The sequence below is a fragment of the Pseudomonas sp. GW821-FHT09C10 genome (genome assembly GCF_059418085.1).
Map to the genome: position 1 here is coordinate 215,954 of NZ_JBWKPE010000002.1, position 19,097 is coordinate 235,050.

A 19,097-nucleotide genomic window follows, 5' to 3' on the forward strand; every position below is an offset into this window, starting at 1 on the left:
TGCCCATCATCACGGCCGTACCGCATCGAACAGCAGCTCGACGCTGCCGTAGTACTCACCTGGGGTAAAACCATCCGCCGGCTCGACCGCCGAGATATCCAGCAGCACGCGCTTGCCCTGGCGCGCCTCGTCGTGCGGCACCACCAGGGTGTCATCGAGTCCCAGCACCTGGCCGTTGAAGGTGACGTTCAGGTCGATATAGGTGCGCCCGCCATTGAACAGCGTGGGCAGCGCGCCCAAGCGGGCGTTGATGCCGCCGGCGGAGCTCTTCACGTCGAAGTGCTCGCGCAGCGGGCGCAGGCGCCCGGGTACCAGGTCCCAGACCATTTTTTGCTCGCGCTCCAGGAACCCGGGGTTGATCGGCAGGACGTAAAAGTCTGCGGTCGGGATGGTCACGGACACATCGAACACCTGCTCTTCACGGATCGCCAAGGCCTGGGTACTCAGCAATGCGCCCACCATCAGCAGCAGCGCCGCCAACACGAGTTTGCAATGTCTGCACGACTGGCGCGCGCCCCCTGGGGCTATTTCACTGACCATCAGCCTTTGACCTCATATGGTTTTTTTTCGCTGCCCTCGATCAGGGTGAAGCGGTAGGTACGCCCGGCCTGCCTGGCAAAGCTGAAGGCACGCCCCGGCAGGATGTGATGCTTGGTGACGGGCAGGCAGTCCTGGCTATCGCCACTGGCGCAGTCCTTGAACTCATCGACCACCACCACGCTGTTGCCGTCGTTATGCAGCCCGTATTCAACCGGCTGCTCATCGATGCGGGTGGCGAAGCGGGTGTCCTTGGGCCGCACGAAAAACACCGTGCCGAACCCCGCCAGCACCGTGACCCCAGCTGACAGTTGGTTCTTGTAGGCCTCGCGCTCTTCGCTGGAGACCACGAAATCGTCCTCGGGCTCGGGCATCACGGGCACGAAACGCAGGCGGAAATAACGCTCTTTTTGCCGCTCGCCCAGGTACAACAGGCGTGTGCCCTGCATGCCATCGGGCGGCACGATCAGGCGGGCCGGCGTGGCCATCAGGCCATCGCGCGCGGAGTTGCCGGGGGTGTTCTTGAGCTCGACCTCCTCGGCGCTGCCATCGGCGTTGTAGAGGATCTCCATCACCGAGACCTTGATGAACGCCGTACTGTCGCCACCGTTGAATATCCGTTTCAGGTAGGTACTTTTGTCACCGTCGAGGTAGTCATAGAACACCCCGACGTTGATGTTGGGAGCCGCTGGCGCCGACAACGGCAACCAGCACAGCGCACACAGCGCCAACAGATGTTTCATCGCCATAAATCCTCGTTAGAGTTCCGAATCCCAGACCACCGTGACCTGGCCTGAGTAGGTGCTGCCTCCCCGTTCGAGCATCTGTTCGGCGTAGTCCTTCTTGACCTCGAAGTGCAAGGTGCCGGGCCGTCGGTTGACATAGAACCCCGGTTGAAATGACTCGGTACCGGCACCGCTCAGCAGCAGCGGCTGGCGATTCACCGGCGCACCGTCCATGCCGCTCAAGCCATGGGGCAGGCTGACGCTGACATCCACCGGCACTGCGTGGCCGTCGGTAGCGTTTCTCAAGGCGCAGGTATCCCCCATCGTTCGCTCGCAGCCCAACTGCATCTTGAAGCGCGACGAGGCAGAGATACTGAAGGTCTGGTCACGGAACAGGCGCGCAGGTTTGCGGCCCTGGTTCAGCCAGGCCTGCCAGCCGCCCTGGGGCACCAGTTCAATGCGATTGCCCCCCGGTGGTACTTCGACCTTGAGGTCGTGCTCCACGCTCAAGGTGAAGTTGAACGTGAGGGCGTTCTTGGAGGGCATCATGACGTCGCCGAAATCGTAATCGCCGCCAGGGCCCATGGTGTAGGTGATGCTGCCGGTGTATTGCCCGCTGGACATGCCCAAGGGGTTGGGGGTGCGCAGTTCGTAGGCATACTCCATGGTATTGAAGCGCAGGCTCGCCAGGTCCACGGAGGGCTGCCGACTGCATGGCCCCGCTCCCTCGGGTGTCAGCCAGAAGTACGAGGCGAACGAGACGCCGGCGGCAAGATGGCTGGTGCTCACACACGGTGCGGGCGCCCTCCTCCATTGGAGTGCCCAGTGAACCCCTGGCATGCCCCAGGCTGACACGCCTGGCGGACGAGGCACATACCAAAGCGAGCCGATACCGGCGATCCGCAGTTGGACGGTCTCGGTCTCCTGGGTGGTGACATGCGTCACCGTCAAGTCACGCCAATCGGAGGGCACCTTGACCATGAAGCCCTGGCGCTCGTCCTCATGGTTGGCCTTGATTGGCGCAAGGGACAGCGCCGTGAAGTTGGTGTCCCGCAGGCTGAAAATACCCAACGCCTTGCAACGCGCCGGAATATGCGCGGCGCAGATCGAGCTGATCGGCGTGGTGTTTTCGAATTTGTTCACCATGGGGTTGGAGGGGTCGGGGCGGAACCGCGCGGTGATGTTTTCGTCGGCCGTTGCAGCCGCGCCACACAGCAGGACGGCCAGGCCCAGGGCGAAACGTTGAGGCGCGCGGGCGCTGGGGGTTTTCATAACGTTGCTTAGTCTCGTCATCATGTTCAACCGGCAATCTGTTCGGCGGTGGTGGTGTCGGCCAACGTATCCGGCGTGCAACGCAAGTCACCGATCATCAGCACGCTGTTTTCGCTGCGCGCCTTGGAGGGGTCTAGCCGGAACTGGCAGAGCAACTGGTTGTTGCGACGCACTTCCAGGGTGGGTGAACTGGCGTTCATTTCCAGCGAGAAGAAGCCGTCGACCTCGCTCACCCCACGGGTGGCGTGATTGATCACGTGCAAGCCCTTGAGCGGTTTGCCCTGGGGGTCCACCAGGCGACCGAGCACGGTCACGGTTTGCATCACACTGATCTTGCGATACTCCACGCCCCCCTTGTTCAAGTGGTAGCGCGTGCGCGGCGGCTGGATCGTGGCCGAGGGTGCATGGTTGCCTTCGAAGTCGAAGCTCACCGAGCTGCCCTTGTAGGCGGTGATCGGGATGAAGTTGCGGCCGGGGCGCAGGGCCGTGCTGCCGCCGCTCAGGTCGTCGGCGCGCAGGGCTATGTCATCGACGTCGGTCTCCACGTCCACGATCAGGCCGGAACCGGTGCCGTGGTACTGGCTGGTGAGCACCATCTTCTGCTGGCCCAGGGCGAAGGTGCTGTCCAGGTTGAGGCCGCCGGACAACTCGTTGTTGAACGACGAGCGTTGGGCATAGCCGTCACCACTGACAAACTCGTTTTCGAAACTGGCCATGCCGGACAAACCGACGCCGTAGGTATCGGTGGTTGCCGTGGCGGACACGCTTTGCAGCAGGTGGTCCTGCAGGTCCTTGCGGTAGGTCAGCGAGGCATTGTTGTCACGGGTCCCGTCGCGGGAAGTCCGCGTGCCGATACTGGCGGACCATTGCTCGCCCGGCGCGCCAAGGGCCAGGCTGACGCTCAGGTCGACCCCGCGGTTGCGCCGGTCGCCCGTGCTGGCGCTGGCGGGCCGGTCGAACACCGACAGCCGCCAATTCGCGTCGTTGCCGAACAGGTGGGTGCGCTCGGTCCAGCCCAGGTCCAGGCCGACGCCTTCGTTATTGCCCTCGCTGTAGAACAGCCGGCCGTTGATCGAACGCAAGTTGCTCAGGCGATGGTTGACCGAAATCGACGAACTGCTGGTCTGGCCGACAAAGATGTCGCGCTGGCGAATACGCGTGCCATCGGGCAGGGTTTCGTAGGTGTTGCGGGTGTCGAGCCAGCTGCGGGTGTGGTTGAACACCACGCTGCCCAGGCCGTAGTTGTATAAGCCGTTGAGGTCGAGGCCGGTGCCGTACTTTTCCGTCCAGTACACGTTGGCGTACAGGCTGGCCTGATCGGCCAGGGTCCAGTCGATCGAGGAGCCGTACTGCATGTTGTCCTTGACCTGGCGCCCGGATACACCCAGCACCACACGGGGATGCGCCAGGTAATTGAGGGAGACGCCGGCAGTCGGACTGCCGCTGCTTTGTTCGTCGAAATTACTCAGCAGTTTGCTTTCCTGGCCGGCGAACAGGTTGTAGCGCCAACGCTCGTCGTGGTTGCGCCAGTTGTTGGGCTTGTACACCAGCTCCTGGGTAGTGCTGGTGATCTGGCCGTCTTCCACCAGGCGCACTTCCACTTCATAGATGCCGCCGGGCAGTGGTCGGGTGTCCAGGCTGTGCAGGCCACTGCCGACCGGCTGGGTGTTGATCAGCAGGCCGTTGCGGTAAATCTCCACCGATGCCTGGCGGCTGGCGGTGACATAGATCGGGTAGACCGCCGGTTTGGAATTGTTGATCACCAGGCTGTCGGAACTGCCGTACATCACGCCGACCGCAGTGTCCGGGCTGGCGCCGAAGGTGCGCAGCTGGCGGGTCAGGCCTTCGGCGTTGGGGGTGAAGTAGCCCAGGCGCAGGAAGTTGCCCTGCAACTCGCGCTGGGTATAGAGCGCATACACCGCGTGGTTGAGGTCGTCGTCATCAGGACCGCCGAGGCGCGAGAACTGCATGTTCAGGGTCTGGCTCCACAGGCCCAGGCTGCTGCTGGCGTCAATGCCGAAGCGCCCGCCCAGGTCCTGGCCTTCGCCGCCGCTGAGGTTCAATTGGTTGCGTACGATCAGGCCGGTGCTGCCGCCGGTGGGCAGGAAGTAGTAGCGCTGCGCCTGCTCATCACGCTCGGCGTTCTCGGTCAGCAGCGACACCGTGGAGTTTTCCAGGTTGTAGTGCACGGCCATGAGTCCGTCCGGGCAGTTGCTGGCGCAGGTCCCCAGGGCCACCCCCTGCTTGAGGTAATCGGCCCACTGATCGCGTTCCTCATCCTTGATCACGCTGCCGTCGTGGTCGGTAAAGTCGAGCAGGGTCAGGCGGTCATCGCGGGTCAGGACAATCATCGCCTCGGAAACAAACTCCTGATCCAGCTCAACCCTGACGGCCAGCGGCACGTCGAAAAAATGCTCTTCAAAATCCGCCGGCAATCCCTTGGCCTGGGAAAGCAAACTACGAGGGGTTGTACCGTCGGCGGTACCTGCCGCCAACGCGCCCGCACAAAACAACAGGGCGAGCGCTGCCGCGATGGGAGTCATCGGGAACATGAACGGAATACTCTGGATTCGGACGTCAAAACAGGGAGACCGATCGACCGACAAATGCTGCCTGCCGACCGGTACCGCTACCCAACAATAAGCCGCTGCTTATTGAGTCAACGGGCTTGGCGTTACGGAGTAACGCGTGGCTCGTGGTCAAACACGATGGTGTAGTTAGTGGTGAAGAGGCCGGAGATGCCATCCGCCGGCTTGGCTGCGGCCACGACCAGATCTGCCTGGGTACCCGGGGTGGAACTGGCGTCGTCGACCACTTCCAGCGGCGAACCGGTCAGCACCACACCGTTGAAGGTGTTGGTCAGTGCGATCGATGCAGTGCCGTTGGTCAACGAAGCAGGACCGCCTTCGATGTAGGCCTTGATCGAGCCATCCGTGTTCTTCACATCGTAGGTGGCGCGCAGCGAACTCAGTTCACCGCTGACGGTGTTGTAGGCCATGGTTTCATCACGACCGAAGTTGGGATCACGCGGCTGGACATGAAACTGCTTGGTAGGAATGGTGGCCTTGATGTTGATGACGCTGGTGGCTTCGCCGGCAGCGAATACGCTGGATGAGCCGAAAGCCAATGCGATGAATGGCAGGACGAAAGCGGTCTTCTTAAGCATTTTAAGTACCTGTAGTGGCATCAGTATTTAGTTGAGAAGCGGTGTTCTCTGGCGTCAAGAAAACGCGTAGTGCGTGTCTTGCGACGCCGGTAAATACTCCCTTGAAAAACCACTTGGCGATGCCAGCACTTTCGTTTAAGCGCGTAATTAATCACGACCGGGCAATACAGAAAAAAACAATATTATTCAATAAGTTGAATATTAACTGTCACCCACGTATTACCTTTAAAAGTAATCAACACTACTTAATTTATTCTCTTATCTGTAAGACATTAACTACACGCTCTGCAGACGCCCACTATTCAAGCGTTTCACCTAAATACGTATTTAATAAGTTTATTCCACATTCATAAAATTGCCATTTAACTGTCAAATAAATGATGGTAACGCCGGAACGGATTGTGAGTCGTGGCGCCCCTTCGAAGCAGCGCTCGCCTGCCGGCACCGCTCGTCAGAAGATTTTGCATCCTTCGTAAGATATATCTTAAGTTGTATCGAAATCAGACAGGAGAACATCATCATGAGAGACCCTCATCACCACCGAGACCACGGTGACCGCCACGATGGCTTTGAAAAGCGCGCCGGCCGCGAACGCGGTGGGCGTGGCCCGCGTGTCTTCGCACCGGGTGATCTGAAACTGCTGCTGCCCGCGCTGATTGCCGAGCAGCCGTGCCACGGCTATGACTTGATCCGCCGCATCGAAACCCTGTTCGACGGCGCCTACAGCCCCAGCCCCGGGGTGATCTACCCCACGCTGACTTTCCTGGAAGAAAGCGAATTGATCGCCGGCGACGCCGAAGGTGGAAAAAAACGCTACACAATCACCGAGGCCGGTCGTCTCTTCCTAAGCGAACAGGCAGTGGCCCTCGACGGCATTCGCCTGCGCATGGACGTGAGCAAACGCTCGCTGCGCGGTCATGACCGCCCTGCGGAAATCCACGAGGCCGTGCACAACCTGCGCCATGCCTTGCATTCGCACCACGGGCGCTGGAGCCCGGAAGAAATCGTTCGTGTCGCGGCGCTGCTCAACGGCGCCGCCCAAGCCATTGCCGACGGGACAGCCCAATGAATACGCAAGCCATCCACCGCGTGACCCACGAAATCAAACGCCGCCGCCTTGAAGTATTGCGGGTAGTCGACCTCACCCCGCGCATGCGCCGCATCACCCTGGGCGGCCCGGAACTGGCCGGTTTTATCAGCTTGGGCAGTGACGATCACATCAAGCTGCTGTTCCCACAGAACGCTGCGGAACAAGCGGCGCTGGAAAGCCCGACCTTCAACATCAAGGGCGACGGCCCGCAACCGGCGATGCGCGACTACACGCCACGCCGCTTCGACCTGGACATCGGCGAACTGGACATCGACTTCGTGCTGCACGGCGACGGCCCGGCCTCCACCTGGGCCGAACAGGCCAAGGTCGGCCAGCACCTGTACATCGGCGGGCCACGGGGTTCGATGATCGTGCCGGATATGTTCGACAGCTATTTGCTGATCGGCGATGAGACGGCGATCCCGGCCATTGCTCGGCGCCTGGAAGAATTGCCGGCCGGGCGCAAGGTGCTGGCGGTGATCGAAATCGCCAATGCGGCGGAACGGCAGGCACTGGCAAGTGCTGCCGATGTGGAGGTGAAATGGGTCGTGCGCGGCCAGGACGACCTGCTCGACACCGTGCAGAAACTGACGCTGCCGAGCGGTTCGTTGTACAGCTTTGTCGCCACCGAAACCAGGCTGTCGCGCCAGGTCCGCCGGGTGCTGCTGGACACCCACAAGGTCAATGAGGCGTTCCTCAAGGCGGTGGGTTACTGGCGTGCGGAAGGCAGCGAAGAGGAGTAAGCCTCAGGGCACACCCATTACGAGGACACCGCTGCCGCTGACAACCCCAGCGGCAGGCAGTGAACCGAAACGCCGTACGAGAGAAAACGTCACATCGTCGCCCCCCACACTGTTGGTGATTTGGGTCAGGAATGAACCACCGACTTGAACCGCGCTTGCGCCACGAACCAGGGCGGTGCCCACGTCCGGGTTGGTCATGCGCAGCAGGCGCGTGTCGAACGACGAGGCAGTGCCTTTGTAGGTGATGGTGATCGGCGTGGTAATCCCACCGTCCGGGCATGAATAGGTGAGCCGGCGGTTGCTGCGGATGGTCGTGGTCAGCGGATCGGTACCTATTGCTCTTTGGTGCACATTGCCGAAGTCGATCTCGATCGGGTTGTTATTGTTGATCGTGCAGGTTGACGGGGAGATGGTGAAGTTGTTGGCAGCCGTATAAGTGACAGTGAGTTGCGGCCGTGTCGCGTCGTAATTGTTCGAGCTGGTGAGACGCAACAGGCCGAGGGTATCTCCTGTTCGTATATCGATCGGATTGGAGGGACTGTGACGCACCAGAATGTAGGGGGTGATATTGATCGGATAGCCAATACCGTTGTTGGGCATGGTAGCCACCCGTATACCCGCCGGAACCGGGGTATTGAGGAAAGCGCCATTGATACGCAAACCACTCCGTTCACTGACGAACTTGGGGCCGGATGTCCAAGGTGTCCCAGAGGCATTGCCGGTTTCCCAATAGTCCGCCCCCCAAACGGGGCCTGCGCCAGCCGTAAACCGACACTCGAGCCGAGCACCTTCCATCAGAATCCTCGTGCGATCAGTATCAAGTCGTACCGTTACGGGGACGGTCAGATGAGTGACGCGCGCCCACTCACCACCATTGACCCGACAGTCTACGGCCTGCGCGGTCGTGCTGACGCCAATCAGCAGGAGAAGCACAATGGCGCTGTCATATAGTCGTTTCATGTTGATCTCTCGTTGCTTATCTACACAGGCGCCATCCAGTGAACAATCAGTTCGTGCAGACCTGATTGATCTGAAGACCAATGCGTATGCGCCCGGTTGTTGAGCGTGTGAATTACGGATAGTCCAGCGTAAAAGTAGAGGTCGCGGTATAGCTGCCGTGCCCTATGGTCTGGTCCCTGATGGCCGTCGGCTCCCCTTGCACGTAGGCTTTGAGTTCGATGACATTGCTGCCATTACTCAGTACCTGTTCGTCGCTGGTTTTATTCAGCGGCAAGGGCTTGTTACCCGGCGTCTCTATACCGATCCCGATACCGGAGGCGCCGCTTCCACCATCGAGTGCGAGCAACCCTGGAAGCTCCCGGTTTTCTACGCCGCCGAACGTGATGGTCACCGTGTCGCCGATGGTGGTGTCGCAGTCCTCCAGGTGCAGCTTGAAACCTTTGCCCACCGAACGCGTATTGATGTAGAGGTGCTTGCTGGTCAAGTCCCAGAGTTCCAGGCTGATGGCCTCGTCACCCGGGCGGATGGTGCAGGCTTCTTCAACCAGGTTGCCCTTGAAATTCAGGTTATCCGCCGCATGTGCTTCGCAGATCAGGCCCAGGGCCGGCAGGCACGCCAGCACGGCGTACAGCCTGGCCCTACGAACAGTTTCATGTCCCATATCCAACTCCTACTGGTACTCGGCCAACAACGTCGCCACCGCGGTAAACCTGGCGGGGGCAAGCGTTGCACCGGGCTGTTTGACCGGCACGACTTCCAATACCGGCGGGGAAGACAGGGTGATGTCCAGTGGCGTATTGAGTCGAAACGGCAGGTTGTTTTGGAATATCCGAATACCCAGGTCAGGTGCACTGGTCTGCAATGCCGCGCCGTCGAACGTCGTGGGGGTACCGTTAACACTCAACTTGAGTACCCACGGGAGCGTGTCGACGCCACAATTGATGGTGTAACCCACCCCCCGGCGATATTTCACCCCATCGACCCGCTTGACCCCCACATCCCCAAAGTCGACTTCAATCTTGTTGCCCGCATCGATGGTGCAGGGCGGGGGCTCGTTAAGCGTTCCGCTGAACGTTACGTTGGCCGACGCACTATGGCAGAGGCCGATGGAACACAAAGCGAGCAAGGCTCGCTGCTGCCAGCATGTCATTGCGCGCTCCTCATCACTGGTAATCGATCACGAAGGTGGCGGCAGCATCGAATGCGCCTCCCACCAGCCGGCTGCCCGCGCGCTTGACAGGCACCGCCTGCACCACGGGAAAGTTCGGATAGGTAAAATTCACGCTCGAATTCAGCGCCCAGTCAGCGCCATTGAGCGACAGCTTGACCCCCAGGTCCGGGTTGCGGGTCGAGAGCACACGCCCATCAAACGAAGCCCCGGTCCCCCTGAGCTGGAGAGTCATCGCGTTACTGAACGGGGCGTCACAGGTGACGGTGTAAGGCACGGTGCGACGGTAGTTGACCCCGTCGATCCGTGACGTAAGAAGGTCATTGCCAAAAGGCACATTGAGCGTACCGCCGCCATTGATGACGCAGGGCGGAGGCGCAATGATGACCGCGCGGATGATCAGGCTGGTCTCGGCCTGCGCGCCTTGACTGACCGCCCACAACAGGCCCCCCGCGATAAGAATGGCCCGCGAGCCGACTGACTTAGCCATTGTTCTGCCCTTACTCATAACTGAGCCTGAAATCCACCACCGCCCGAAACGCTCCGCTGGTCAACGGCGCGGCGGTACGCGTGGGTTGAACATTCCACGTCTGGGTCGTGCTGCCCTCGCTCAGATACAACGGTTCGCCCCTGGAACCCAGCTGTACATCGCGCCCCAGGGCATCGGTCAACCGCAGTCCCATCCCGGTGATGCCTTGCACTTTGACCAGTCGTGGGTCGTCGGCATCGGCAGGGGCAACAAACGTCACCGACAACACCGGTTGGTGAGCGCTCCACGCCAGGTTCCCGGTACGTTCGCTGCGGATACTGCCTGCGGTGCGCTGGCAATCCTGAAAACGCAGTTGAAACGGCTTCGATGGGGCCTGATCGCCAGGTCGTTGCAGCTGACTGGCAGACACGGCGCCCAAGTCGACCGTTTGATGCAGCGATGTCATCTCCAGCGTGCAAGGGGACTCATGCATGGATCCGGAAACGTTCAACCGGCCACGCTGGCCATCGATTCCATCGTCATCCTCGGCGCCCGCGCGCGTTGCCAGGACCAGTAACACACAGCCCAGGACTTTCACGTTGTGCAACTTCATGACGCTCTCCCGCTGCAGGCTGCTACTCATTAGGCGTCGAGACTTGCAAGTTCACCTTGCATGTTTCGCCCGTGCAGGTGAACGCCAGTAATGGACGCCCGCCGTAGTCATTCACGTAGGCCAGGTAGGGTGAATTGCCCAGCGCCTTGGCCGTCGGCCCCAGGGTTTGCGTGCCTTTAGGCGGGATCATCACGGGCTCGAAACCCGGCACGGTCTTGCCGTCTCTGCTGCTGCGAGCATCCACCAGAGACACGTAGTAAGGCGTAGGGTTGTTCACCTGGTAAAGGTCGCCCTGGCGGGTCAGGGTCAGCTTTTCCTGCCAGGGGTTGGACAGGTCTTGCTGACTGGGAGCGATGGCCTGCGGTCGGTAGAACAATTTAATCCGGGTCTGCAGCGCGATTTGCAGGGTGTTGGATTTGTCGCTGCGCGGTGGAATCTCCCGCAGGTTGAAGTAGTAGACCGTCTCGCGATCCTGCGGCAACGACTTGGCCGCCGGCAACGCCTGCACTTTCACCTGGCTTTGCTTGCCGGGCTCCAAGCGTTGAACCGGCGGCAGCACGATCAAGGGCGAGGTGATCTTGTTGCCCTCCTCGTCCTCGATCCAGCCTTGGGCCAGGTACGGCAGTTGGGTGTTGTTATTGGTGATATTCACGCTGGTCGCATCCTTGCCACCGTCAAAAATCACCCGGGTTCGGTCCAGGCCAACCGCGGCGCCGGCACTCTGGGTCAGGCCCAGAGCCAGCAGTGCGAAAACCAGGAGTGTGGGGTGCGTATTGAGCATCATGAGGCGTTGTTCTCCGTATCGGTACGCTTCCCGGTCAGCGCTGCTGGCTCGGGTGAGGATTGATCAGTGGCTACGCTCTGGCAGCGCAATTGCAAGGCATCGGTCAAGCTGTCTGCGGGCAGCGCGACGGGCAGCGTGAGCAGGCAGCGCTCGATGCCGCCCCAACTGACGATCATCTGCTCACCGGCCTGAATACCGCTCAGGTAAACAGCGCCACCGTCGTTCACAATCCCGGTGTCCTGCTGTTTGGTGTTCTTCACCGTCGCGCCGAAGGGCGGTGCGCTGCCATCCGGCAGGCGCAGGACAGCCATGGCCTTCTCACCGGCAATCACGTCCAGGGACCGATAACCAATGGCCCCTTCGGTAAGGGTCAGTTGGGTCACCGATTGAGTGGCTTCAACGTTGCTCGGCAGGTTCTCCAGGTCGACACTGGCGGCCGTACGCTGGTAGCTGCTGATATCGGAAATCACCGCCTTGCCGAACGCGTTGGTGCGGGTCGATGTGCCGTAACCACGCACAGGCACATCGGGCACACCCCCGGTGTCGAGCATCAGGCGGGTGCCACCGGTGCCATTGGTTCGGTGCAGCGCCGCACCGTAGGGCGTGAGCGTGCCGCCGCCGCGAATGGATGCACTGAGGGTCCTGCCACTGCCTTCCTGGGTGCTGGCGCTGAGATCGATGTCGGCCTGGTCGCCGATATGACTCAGGTAGCCGCTGGCGGAGCGGTCGCTTGCATTGAGCTGGTAGCTGTTGCGCTCATCGAGGCGATCGCTGTAGCGCGTCGAGAAACTCTCTTTACCCGAGGTCCTGTTGGCGTCCAGCGACAGGGTGCCGCTGCGCCCCAACGGCAGGCTGACCGTCAGCGCCATTCCGTTATCCTTGTAGGCATACTCCTGGGTGCGAAACATGTTCAGGGACAGGCTCATGTTCCTGACGGTTCCCACATTGAAGTAGCGCGACATCGACAGGTTCCAACGCTGAGTGTCCGGGCGCCCCCAATACGTCTGCTTGTTGTAGCTGGCGTAGACGGTCGCCCCAAGGTCACGAAACTGCTTGTTGAGCGTCACCGTATACAGGGCCTTGCTGTCGCCAATCGGCTTCCAGCCCTCGATGTATTCACCGCGCTCGATCCCGCCGCGCTCACCGTTCAACCCGTAATGACGGGCGTCCAGGTATTCGCTCATGCTCAAGTAGTTTTTCTCGGAAAACCGGTAACCGGCAAACGTGACCTGGCTGTCGTACTGCTCGAAGTGCTTGGAGTATTGAAGGCGGTAGGATTTGCCCGAGAGTGTCTGGTTCCACACACTGGCGTGGGACTGGGTGGCATCCAGCGATACGGCGCCGAACGCCAGCAGGTCGCGACCGACCCCGACAGACAATGCGCGGTAGTTGTTATCCGTTATCCCGCCGCCAAACAGCGACCAGCCATTGCTGATCCCCCAGGAGAATTCGCCGGTGCCGAAAAAGCTGCCGTTGGCGCCGTACTGAAGATCGGACGGGCGCCCGGTCGCCAGCTTGTATCGAACGTGCCCAGGACGTGTCAGGTAGGGAACGCCTGCCGTATCGATCTGGAAGGTCTGAACCGAACCATCCTGCTCCTCGACCCGCACATCCAGAGTGCCACTCACGGCATCGCTGAGGTCCTGAATGCGATAAGGGCCTGCGGCGACCAGCGTTTCATACAGCACGCGGCCCTTCTGGCTGATGATGATTTTTGCGTTGGTCTTGGCGACCCCGACGACTTCCGGTGCGTAGCCACGCAGGTTGGGTGGCAGTTGGCTTTGATCCGAGATCAGCGAGGCACCGGTAAAACGGAAGCTGTCGAAGATGTCCGAGTACAGGTAGTCCTCTCCGACCGTCAAGCGTGCCTTCAGTGCAGGCACTGCGCGATAGGCGTAGTAACGACTCCACTCCAACTGTTGTTGATCCCTGGGCGCCCCCTCCACGCCTTTCTCGATCCGCCCCTGCCAGTCGGCCCTCAGGCGCCAGGCCCCGGCATTGGCGCCAAGGGTTCCGTTACCACTGAGGTTGTTGCGGGTGCCGTCATTCTTTTGATAGCTGGACTGCGCCGTCATGTTGTAGTCAACCAACAGCCCCGGCACACCCTCATCCCACCGGGACGGCGGATCCCAATGAATGGCGCTGTACTCGAGGTAGGCCTGGGGCAGGTTGATGTTCAGTGTGGAGGTGGCCAGGTCGCCACTGACCTCCATGCCAGGCAAACTTTCGGTATCCAGGCACTCGCCGTTTTTCCACCATTTGAGTTTGGCCGCGTCCGACGCCTTGAGACCCAATTGATCGACAAGTTCCAGCGATAAACATGCCTGGCTGCCTTTAGGGTCATTATCGGGGGGATAGAAAGCCACCGATTGCTCAGCAATGGGCTGGGCATTGATCTGCACGACCATCGAATAGGTGCCCGGCAGAATAAACCCGCTGCGGGCAAACTGAGACAAGTCAATATTAGTGCGATCACTCAGATCAAGAACATCAGTATTAAACTCAATATCCCCAGCAGCCAGTGCAGTGCCTGCCAATGATATCAACCCGCCAAAAAGGCTTGGGCGCAGCGTATTTTTGACCTTCGCTGTATTTAACATGCAAGCAACCCATCAACGTTCAAAAATATTCCAACTTGAACCGCACGGCAGTACGGTGGGCTCCGGCCACTATGGGCAATCCGTTACCGACAAAATGAAGCGTGTAGTGCAGCGTCATATCGCCTTCCGTTAACGGATGTGGAGTCATCGGCTGACCCGGAACACTTAACTGGCCAGCGGAATCCTCAATATTCAGCGCAACGCCTTGGGAGCCACCAAAGACCGCAAAAGAACGACCACCTCTATCCGTGGGGCCGTCAAACGTCACCCGAAGGTGCTGCCAGTCGGGCAGCGTCACCCCTGGACGGGATGGATCGGTACGACTCAAGGTGCAATTGACCAGGCGCAACTGGAAGGACTGGTCCTGGCCCCTGGCGCGCCGCAGGAAGCGGCCAATGGGCTCGGGGTCCATATCGATGGTTTGATCGACGCTGACCAACTCCAGCCCGCAGGCCGAGTCGACGACCTCTCCTCCCAGCGTGACAAGCCCATCACCTTGAGCAGGCTCCTGGGCAACCACCCCAGGGCTGATGAACATCGCCAAAGAAGAGGAGATAGCGAGACTTATGAATGTTTTCACCTGTGCCTCCACCAGCCTCCCCCGCCACGCTGGGTGGCGGGGGAAAACGCTTACTGATAAGCCAAGGTGAAGTTGGTCACCGCGCTGAAGTCGCCTGGCACGATGTCGCCCGTGGCAGCGCCTTGTACATAGGCACCGAACTCCAGTGTGTTGTCACCGGCGGCAATCACTTGCGGCGTGGTAGCCACGCCCAATTCAACGGGTTTACTGCCATGGGTCATCATGATGCCCACATTGCCCGCGCTCCCGACGGTGCCCAGCGCACCCGGCACAACGCTCGATGGCGCTCCGGTGAAGGTGGTGGTCACGGTGTTATCGGTGAGACCCGCCAGGTCGCAGCCCTCAAGTTCAATCAGCAGACGACGCGGCTCGGACTTCCCGCCCGCTTGCAATTGATGTTTTGCGATCGCGCCAAGGGGAATGGTCTGATCGACCGAATCAGGCTTGATAGAGCAGGCACCCGAATGGACCGACCCCAAGAACGTGACAGTTCCGTCCGCCGCCTGGGCAACGGACATCGACCCCACCAACAGCCCGATAGAGAACAGCGCGGTTTTCATTTTAGCTTTCATTTATAGATGCCCACATGAGTAATAAACGTTGTTTAAGTGATTCCGACGCCATGGCGCACAGAATCCCTCTATTTATTCCAATTACTTGTATTGCAAACCAGCTCATTTGAAGCCAGGCGATTATCCCGGCCAATTTCAAAAAACATAAGTCGGCCAGTTCTTCTAATTGCGTAGCCTTGCAACACTCGGACACATAGGAAAAATATGGCAAATTGCCAAAACTTTAAAATTACCCGTAAGAATTGGACTACATCAGCTTTAGTTGCAGAAACTTGTCTTCAGATATCACTGTAAGAGAGGGATTACATTCAACGAAAAATAACAACGTTTACTGGAGCACATCAACTAACATGTTGATAAGTGCGCGACGTGGTGAAACACCGTTCAATGGAAAACCATGGACGGTGCGCAGCGGGGGGAATGAAGAGGCTTAAAGCCTGGGAGAAGGGAGTTGCTCCCTGCCCAGAGATCTGTACAAGTTAAATTCGGGGTGACTTCAAGGTCTTGTCCAGGCCGACCGCCGCCAGGGCAACCAGCACGAACCCCAGCAGGATCCCCCCGGCATTCACAAACACTTGTGGATAACCCAGGGTGCCGACATCGATGAACGGGTACTGGTACTGCCCGAGCAAATCCCCGCGCAGCAGCACATAGCCGAAGTACACCAGCGGGTAGATGACCCACAGGCCAATGTGCTTGAGGCGCAACTGGCCCTTGGGCACGCAGCGCCACCAGTACAGCACGAACAGCAGCGGCATCACGTCGTGCAGCAGTTCATCGGCGATCCATTGAAAGCCTTCGGGCTGCCACAGATGCCGCAGCAACAGGCTGTAGGCCAAGCCGACCACCACGATGCTGACGGCGATGCCGCTGCTGACGCCGGGGGCGAGGAAAAACCGCCTGGCTGCAGAATCGCGCTTCACCCACGCATAACTCAGCACCACCGCTGCCAGGGTATTGGTCAGCACCGTGAAGAAACTGAAGAAGTTGATCAGCCCGCCGAGCAGGCTGGCGCCGGACTCCCAGCGCGAATAGAAAATCAGGTATTGCTGAATCGCCAGGCCCACCCAACCGGCCAGCGCCGCTGCCGCCACATACCGCTTCATGAGGTCAATCCAGCGGGCGTTTGGTGCGCATCAGCTTGACGTACAAGCCTTCGACCTTCTCCCGCGCCCATGGGGTCTTGCGCAGGAACGTCAGGCTCGACTTGATGCTCGGGTCGCTCTTGAAACAACGGATATCAATGCGTTCGGCCAGACCTGCCCATTCGTAGTGTTCCACCAGGGTGGTGAGGACGTGTTGCAGGGTCACGCCGTGGAGGGGGTCGTTGTTTGTCGCGGTCATGCCGGGCCTATGAAAAAGTGCTCACGAAGGCGCACACCTTATCACTCCGCCCTCGCAGGTAAAAAAAGTTCCCGCTCCCGGCAAAAAAGAGATGTTATATTGTAACTATAGATCTCAAATCTTTTCGTCGTTTTGCCAAGGAATGTCCGATGTCCCTCTCCTCCCTGTGGCGCTTGTCGCCCCTCGCCGCCGCCCTGTTGATCAGCTCGGAAGCCCACGCCCTGGAACTGCAACCCCAAGTCATCACCGGCAACCCGCTGGGCAGCGAGCAACTCGCCTCGCCGACCACCGTGCTGGAGGGCGATGAGCTGACCCTGCAACAAAAAGGCAGCCTCGGCGAAACCCTCAACAAGCAGCCGGGCGTGTCGTCTTCGTACTTTGGCCCGGGCGCCAGCCGGCCGATCATCCGTGGCCAGGACGGCGACCGCATTCGCATCCTGCGCAATGGCGTGGGGGCGTTGGATGCCTCGTCACTGTCCTACGACCATGCGGTGCCGCTGGACCCGGTGAATGTCGAACGCATCGAAATCGTACGCGGCCCGGCAGCGCTGTTGTATGGCGGCAGCGCCATCGGTGGCGTGGTCAACACCTTCGACAACCGCATCCCCACCGAAGCCATCGAGGGCATCCACGGCGCCGGTGAATTGCGCTACGGCGGCGCCGACACCACGCGCAGCAGTGCGGGCAAGCTGGAAGCCGGCAATGGCACCTTCGCCTTGCACCTGGACGCCAACGCGCGGGAATTCAACGACCTGAAAATCCCCGGCCAGGCCCGCAGCCGCCACGCCCCGGACAGCGACGACGCACCCGGCAGGAACGGCCGCCTGGGCAACAGCGACGGGCGCCAGGATGGCGGCGCGGTAGGCGGCTCTTACACCTGGGACGACGGTTACGCCGGGCTGTCCTACAGCAACTACGACAGCAACTACGGCTCCCCGGCCGAGCAGGATGTGCGCATCCGCATGCAGCAGGATCACTACGGGTTCGCGTCCGAAATCCGCAACCTGCAAGGCCCGTTTACCTCGGTCAAAGTCGACGCCGGTTATACCGACTACGAGCACCGCGAAATCGAAGGCGGCGAAACCGGTACGGTCTTCAAGAACAAGGGCTACGAAGCCCGCGTCGAAGCCCGTCACCAGCCGCTCGGCCCATTCGACGGCGTGGTCGGGGCGCAGGTGACGCGCAACGAGTTCTCGGCCTTGGGCGAAGAAGCCTTCGTGCCGCAGACCGACACCAACGCCGGCGCGCTGTTTATCCTCGAAGAAATGCAGGCCACCGACCGCCTGAAACTCAGCCTCGGCGGACGCCTGGAACACACCCGCGTCGACCCCGACGCCAAGGGCAACGAACGCTTCGCCGGCGCCGACAGGAGCAACCACTTCACCGCCGGCAGCCTGTCGTCGGGCGCGGTGTATACCCTCACGCCGATCTGGTCCGTGGCCGCGACCCTGGGCTACACCGAGCGCGCACCGACCTTCTACGAGCTGTACGCCAACGGTGCCCACGTCGCCACCGGCACCTATGAGTTGGGCGACGCCAACCTGAAGAAAGAGAAAGCCGTGTCCAGCGACCTGGCCCTGCGCTTTGACACCGGCACCCACAAGGGCAGCTTCGGCGTGTTCTACAGCCACTTCTCCAATTACATCGGTTTGCTGGGCACCGGTCGTACGCTGAACGACGAAGGCGAAGAAGACGCTGGCGGCATCCCCGAGTACGAATATTCCGGTGTGCGCGCACGTTTCGCCGGCTTCGAGGCCCAGGATCACTGGAAGCTCGGCGAAGGCGCCTACGGCAAGTTCGCGCTGGAGCTGTCAGGCGACTACACCCGCGCCACCAACCTGGACACCGGCGAAGCCTTGCCACGCATCGCGCCGCTGCGCTTGAACAGCGGCCTGCTGTGGGAACTGGACCGCTGGCAGACGCGCATCGACATCGAGCACGCGGCCGGGCAAGGGCGCGTGCCGGATAACGAGAGCGGTACCGATGGCTACACCACCCTGGGCGCGAGCGCGGGCTATCGCTTCAATGTCGGCGGCAGTCAATGGCTGGCGTTTGTGAACGGTGAAAACCTGACCAACCAGACCGTGCGCTACGCCAGCTCGATCCTGCGCGATATCGCGCCGGCACCGGGGCGCAGCGTGCAATTGGGCATCCGCACTACCTTCTAAACACACTGAAATGCCCCTGTGGGAGGAGGCTTACCCCCTCCCACCGTTATTGGGCAGCGACGATCTGTCACTGTTACCAAATCTGAAATGATGCATCTTGCGATTCGTGCTTTCTCTTGGTGCGCCAGCGCTTTATCCTTGTCGGCAATAACCTGAAACGTTTCACTCCCCCGGCCGACCCCACTTTGCTGATTATTCCTACCCGCCAAGACAGCGCTGTCTTACACCGACCTGCGCACGGGAATAAATCGCCCACCTGTGGATAAGTCCGTTATCCACAGAAAAACGTAATTAACGCTGAACCAA

General features: G+C 60.4%; 19 protein-coding genes. 3 read left to right on the top strand and 16 right to left on the bottom strand.

All coding sequences use genetic code 11. From position 1 onward, the window contains the following. Positions 1 to 9: 9 nt before the first annotated feature. From AC07OT_RS04715 to AC07OT_RS04735, 5 genes are all read right to left on the bottom strand, one after another. On the bottom strand, positions 10 to 540 hold the full coding sequence (locus AC07OT_RS04715) for a CS1 type fimbrial major subunit (RefSeq protein ID WP_223841661.1): 531 nt from the start codon (positions 538 to 540) through the stop codon (positions 10 to 12). Beyond that, a complete protein-coding gene (locus tag AC07OT_RS04720; protein ID WP_115487697.1) occupies positions 540 to 1,280 on the bottom strand; it encodes a molecular chaperone in 741 nt (246 codons plus the stop codon). Before AC07OT_RS04720 ends, AC07OT_RS04715 begins: the two co-directional genes overlap by 1 nt. 15 nt (positions 1,281 to 1,295) lie before the next feature. Next, positions 1,296 to 2,534 carry a hypothetical protein gene (locus AC07OT_RS04725; protein ID WP_495107592.1) on the bottom strand — a complete coding sequence of 413 codons (1,239 nt, stop codon included), beginning with the start codon at positions 2,532 to 2,534 and terminating at the stop codon, positions 1,296 to 1,298. A gap of 26 nt (positions 2,535 to 2,560) precedes the next feature. Next, positions 2,561 to 5,086 carry a CS1-pili formation C-terminal domain-containing protein gene (locus AC07OT_RS04730; RefSeq protein WP_253493426.1) on the bottom strand — a complete coding sequence of 842 codons (2,526 nt, stop codon included), beginning with the start codon at positions 5,084 to 5,086 and terminating at the stop codon, positions 2,561 to 2,563. Positions 5,087 to 5,208: 122 nt separating this feature from the next. Continuing rightward, the gene (locus tag AC07OT_RS04735) at positions 5,209 to 5,700 is read right to left on the bottom strand and encodes a CS1 type fimbrial major subunit (protein WP_065938659.1); all 492 of its coding nucleotides are present in this window, start codon (positions 5,698 to 5,700) and stop codon (positions 5,209 to 5,211) included. Between the two features lie 520 nt (positions 5,701 to 6,220). Between AC07OT_RS04735 and AC07OT_RS04740 the strand changes: the two genes are divergently transcribed. Together AC07OT_RS04740 and AC07OT_RS04745 are read left to right on the top strand one after the other, a co-directional pair. Beyond that, the gene (locus AC07OT_RS04740) at positions 6,221 to 6,769 is read left to right on the top strand and encodes a PadR family transcriptional regulator (RefSeq protein ID WP_065938658.1); all 549 of its coding nucleotides are present in this window, start codon (positions 6,221 to 6,223) and stop codon (positions 6,767 to 6,769) included. Further along, a complete protein-coding gene (locus AC07OT_RS04745; RefSeq protein ID WP_065938657.1) occupies positions 6,766 to 7,533 on the top strand; it encodes a siderophore-interacting protein in 768 nt (255 codons plus the stop codon). Before AC07OT_RS04740 ends, AC07OT_RS04745 begins: the two co-directional genes overlap by 4 nt. A gap of 3 nt (positions 7,534 to 7,536) precedes the next feature. On the opposite strand, the gene AC07OT_RS04750 is transcribed toward AC07OT_RS04745, so the two are convergent. From AC07OT_RS04750 to AC07OT_RS04800, 11 genes are all read right to left on the bottom strand, one after another. Beyond that, on the bottom strand, positions 7,537 to 8,493 hold the full coding sequence (locus tag AC07OT_RS04750; RefSeq protein WP_495107593.1) for a fimbrial protein: 957 nt from the start codon (positions 8,491 to 8,493) through the stop codon (positions 7,537 to 7,539). Positions 8,494 to 8,605: 112 nt separating this feature from the next. Continuing rightward, on the bottom strand, positions 8,606 to 9,154 hold the full coding sequence (locus tag AC07OT_RS04755; protein ID WP_495107594.1) for a fimbrial protein: 549 nt from the start codon (positions 9,152 to 9,154) through the stop codon (positions 8,606 to 8,608). A gap of 9 nt (positions 9,155 to 9,163) precedes the next feature. Further along, positions 9,164 to 9,643, bottom strand: coding sequence for a fimbrial protein (locus AC07OT_RS04760; protein WP_065926568.1), 480 nt, complete (start codon positions 9,641 to 9,643; stop codon positions 9,164 to 9,166). 13 nt (positions 9,644 to 9,656) lie between these two features. Then, positions 9,657 to 10,151, bottom strand: a complete 495-nt coding sequence (locus AC07OT_RS04765; protein ID WP_495107595.1) for a fimbrial protein — start codon at positions 10,149 to 10,151, stop codon at positions 9,657 to 9,659. A gap of 10 nt (positions 10,152 to 10,161) precedes the next feature. Next, positions 10,162 to 10,743 carry a fimbrial protein gene (locus AC07OT_RS04770; RefSeq protein WP_065938653.1) on the bottom strand — a complete coding sequence of 194 codons (582 nt, stop codon included), beginning with the start codon at positions 10,741 to 10,743 and terminating at the stop codon, positions 10,162 to 10,164. Between the two features lie 22 nt (positions 10,744 to 10,765). Beyond that, positions 10,766 to 11,527 carry a fimbria/pilus periplasmic chaperone gene (locus tag AC07OT_RS04775; protein ID WP_495107596.1) on the bottom strand — a complete coding sequence of 254 codons (762 nt, stop codon included), beginning with the start codon at positions 11,525 to 11,527 and terminating at the stop codon, positions 10,766 to 10,768. Next, positions 11,524 to 14,127 (bottom strand): outer membrane usher protein, encoded by a 2,604-nt coding sequence (locus AC07OT_RS04780; protein ID WP_495107597.1) that lies wholly within the window; start codon positions 14,125 to 14,127, stop codon positions 11,524 to 11,526. Before AC07OT_RS04780 ends, AC07OT_RS04775 begins: the two co-directional genes overlap by 4 nt. Positions 14,128 to 14,146: 19 nt before the next feature. Next, positions 14,147 to 14,707 (bottom strand): fimbrial protein, encoded by a 561-nt coding sequence (locus AC07OT_RS04785; protein WP_092487319.1) that lies wholly within the window; start codon positions 14,705 to 14,707, stop codon positions 14,147 to 14,149. A 50-nt stretch (positions 14,708 to 14,757) separates the two neighbouring features. Further along, the gene (locus AC07OT_RS04790; RefSeq protein ID WP_065926573.1) at positions 14,758 to 15,267 is read right to left on the bottom strand and encodes a fimbrial protein; all 510 of its coding nucleotides are present in this window, start codon (positions 15,265 to 15,267) and stop codon (positions 14,758 to 14,760) included. 491 nt (positions 15,268 to 15,758) lie between these two features. After that, positions 15,759 to 16,385 carry a Pr6Pr family membrane protein gene (locus tag AC07OT_RS04795; protein WP_065948890.1) on the bottom strand — a complete coding sequence of 209 codons (627 nt, stop codon included), beginning with the start codon at positions 16,383 to 16,385 and terminating at the stop codon, positions 15,759 to 15,761. 4 nt (positions 16,386 to 16,389) lie between these two features. Beyond that, positions 16,390 to 16,623: a VF530 family protein gene (locus AC07OT_RS04800; RefSeq protein ID WP_027604640.1), complete on the bottom strand. Its 234-nt coding sequence runs from the start codon at positions 16,621 to 16,623 to the stop codon at positions 16,390 to 16,392. Positions 16,624 to 16,772: 149 nt separating this feature from the next. On the opposite strand from AC07OT_RS04800, the gene AC07OT_RS04805 reads away from it, so the two are divergent. After that, positions 16,773 to 18,791, top strand: a complete 2,019-nt coding sequence (locus AC07OT_RS04805; protein ID WP_495107598.1) for a TonB-dependent receptor — start codon at positions 16,773 to 16,775, stop codon at positions 18,789 to 18,791. The last annotated feature ends 306 nt before the right edge of the window (positions 18,792 to 19,097 follow it).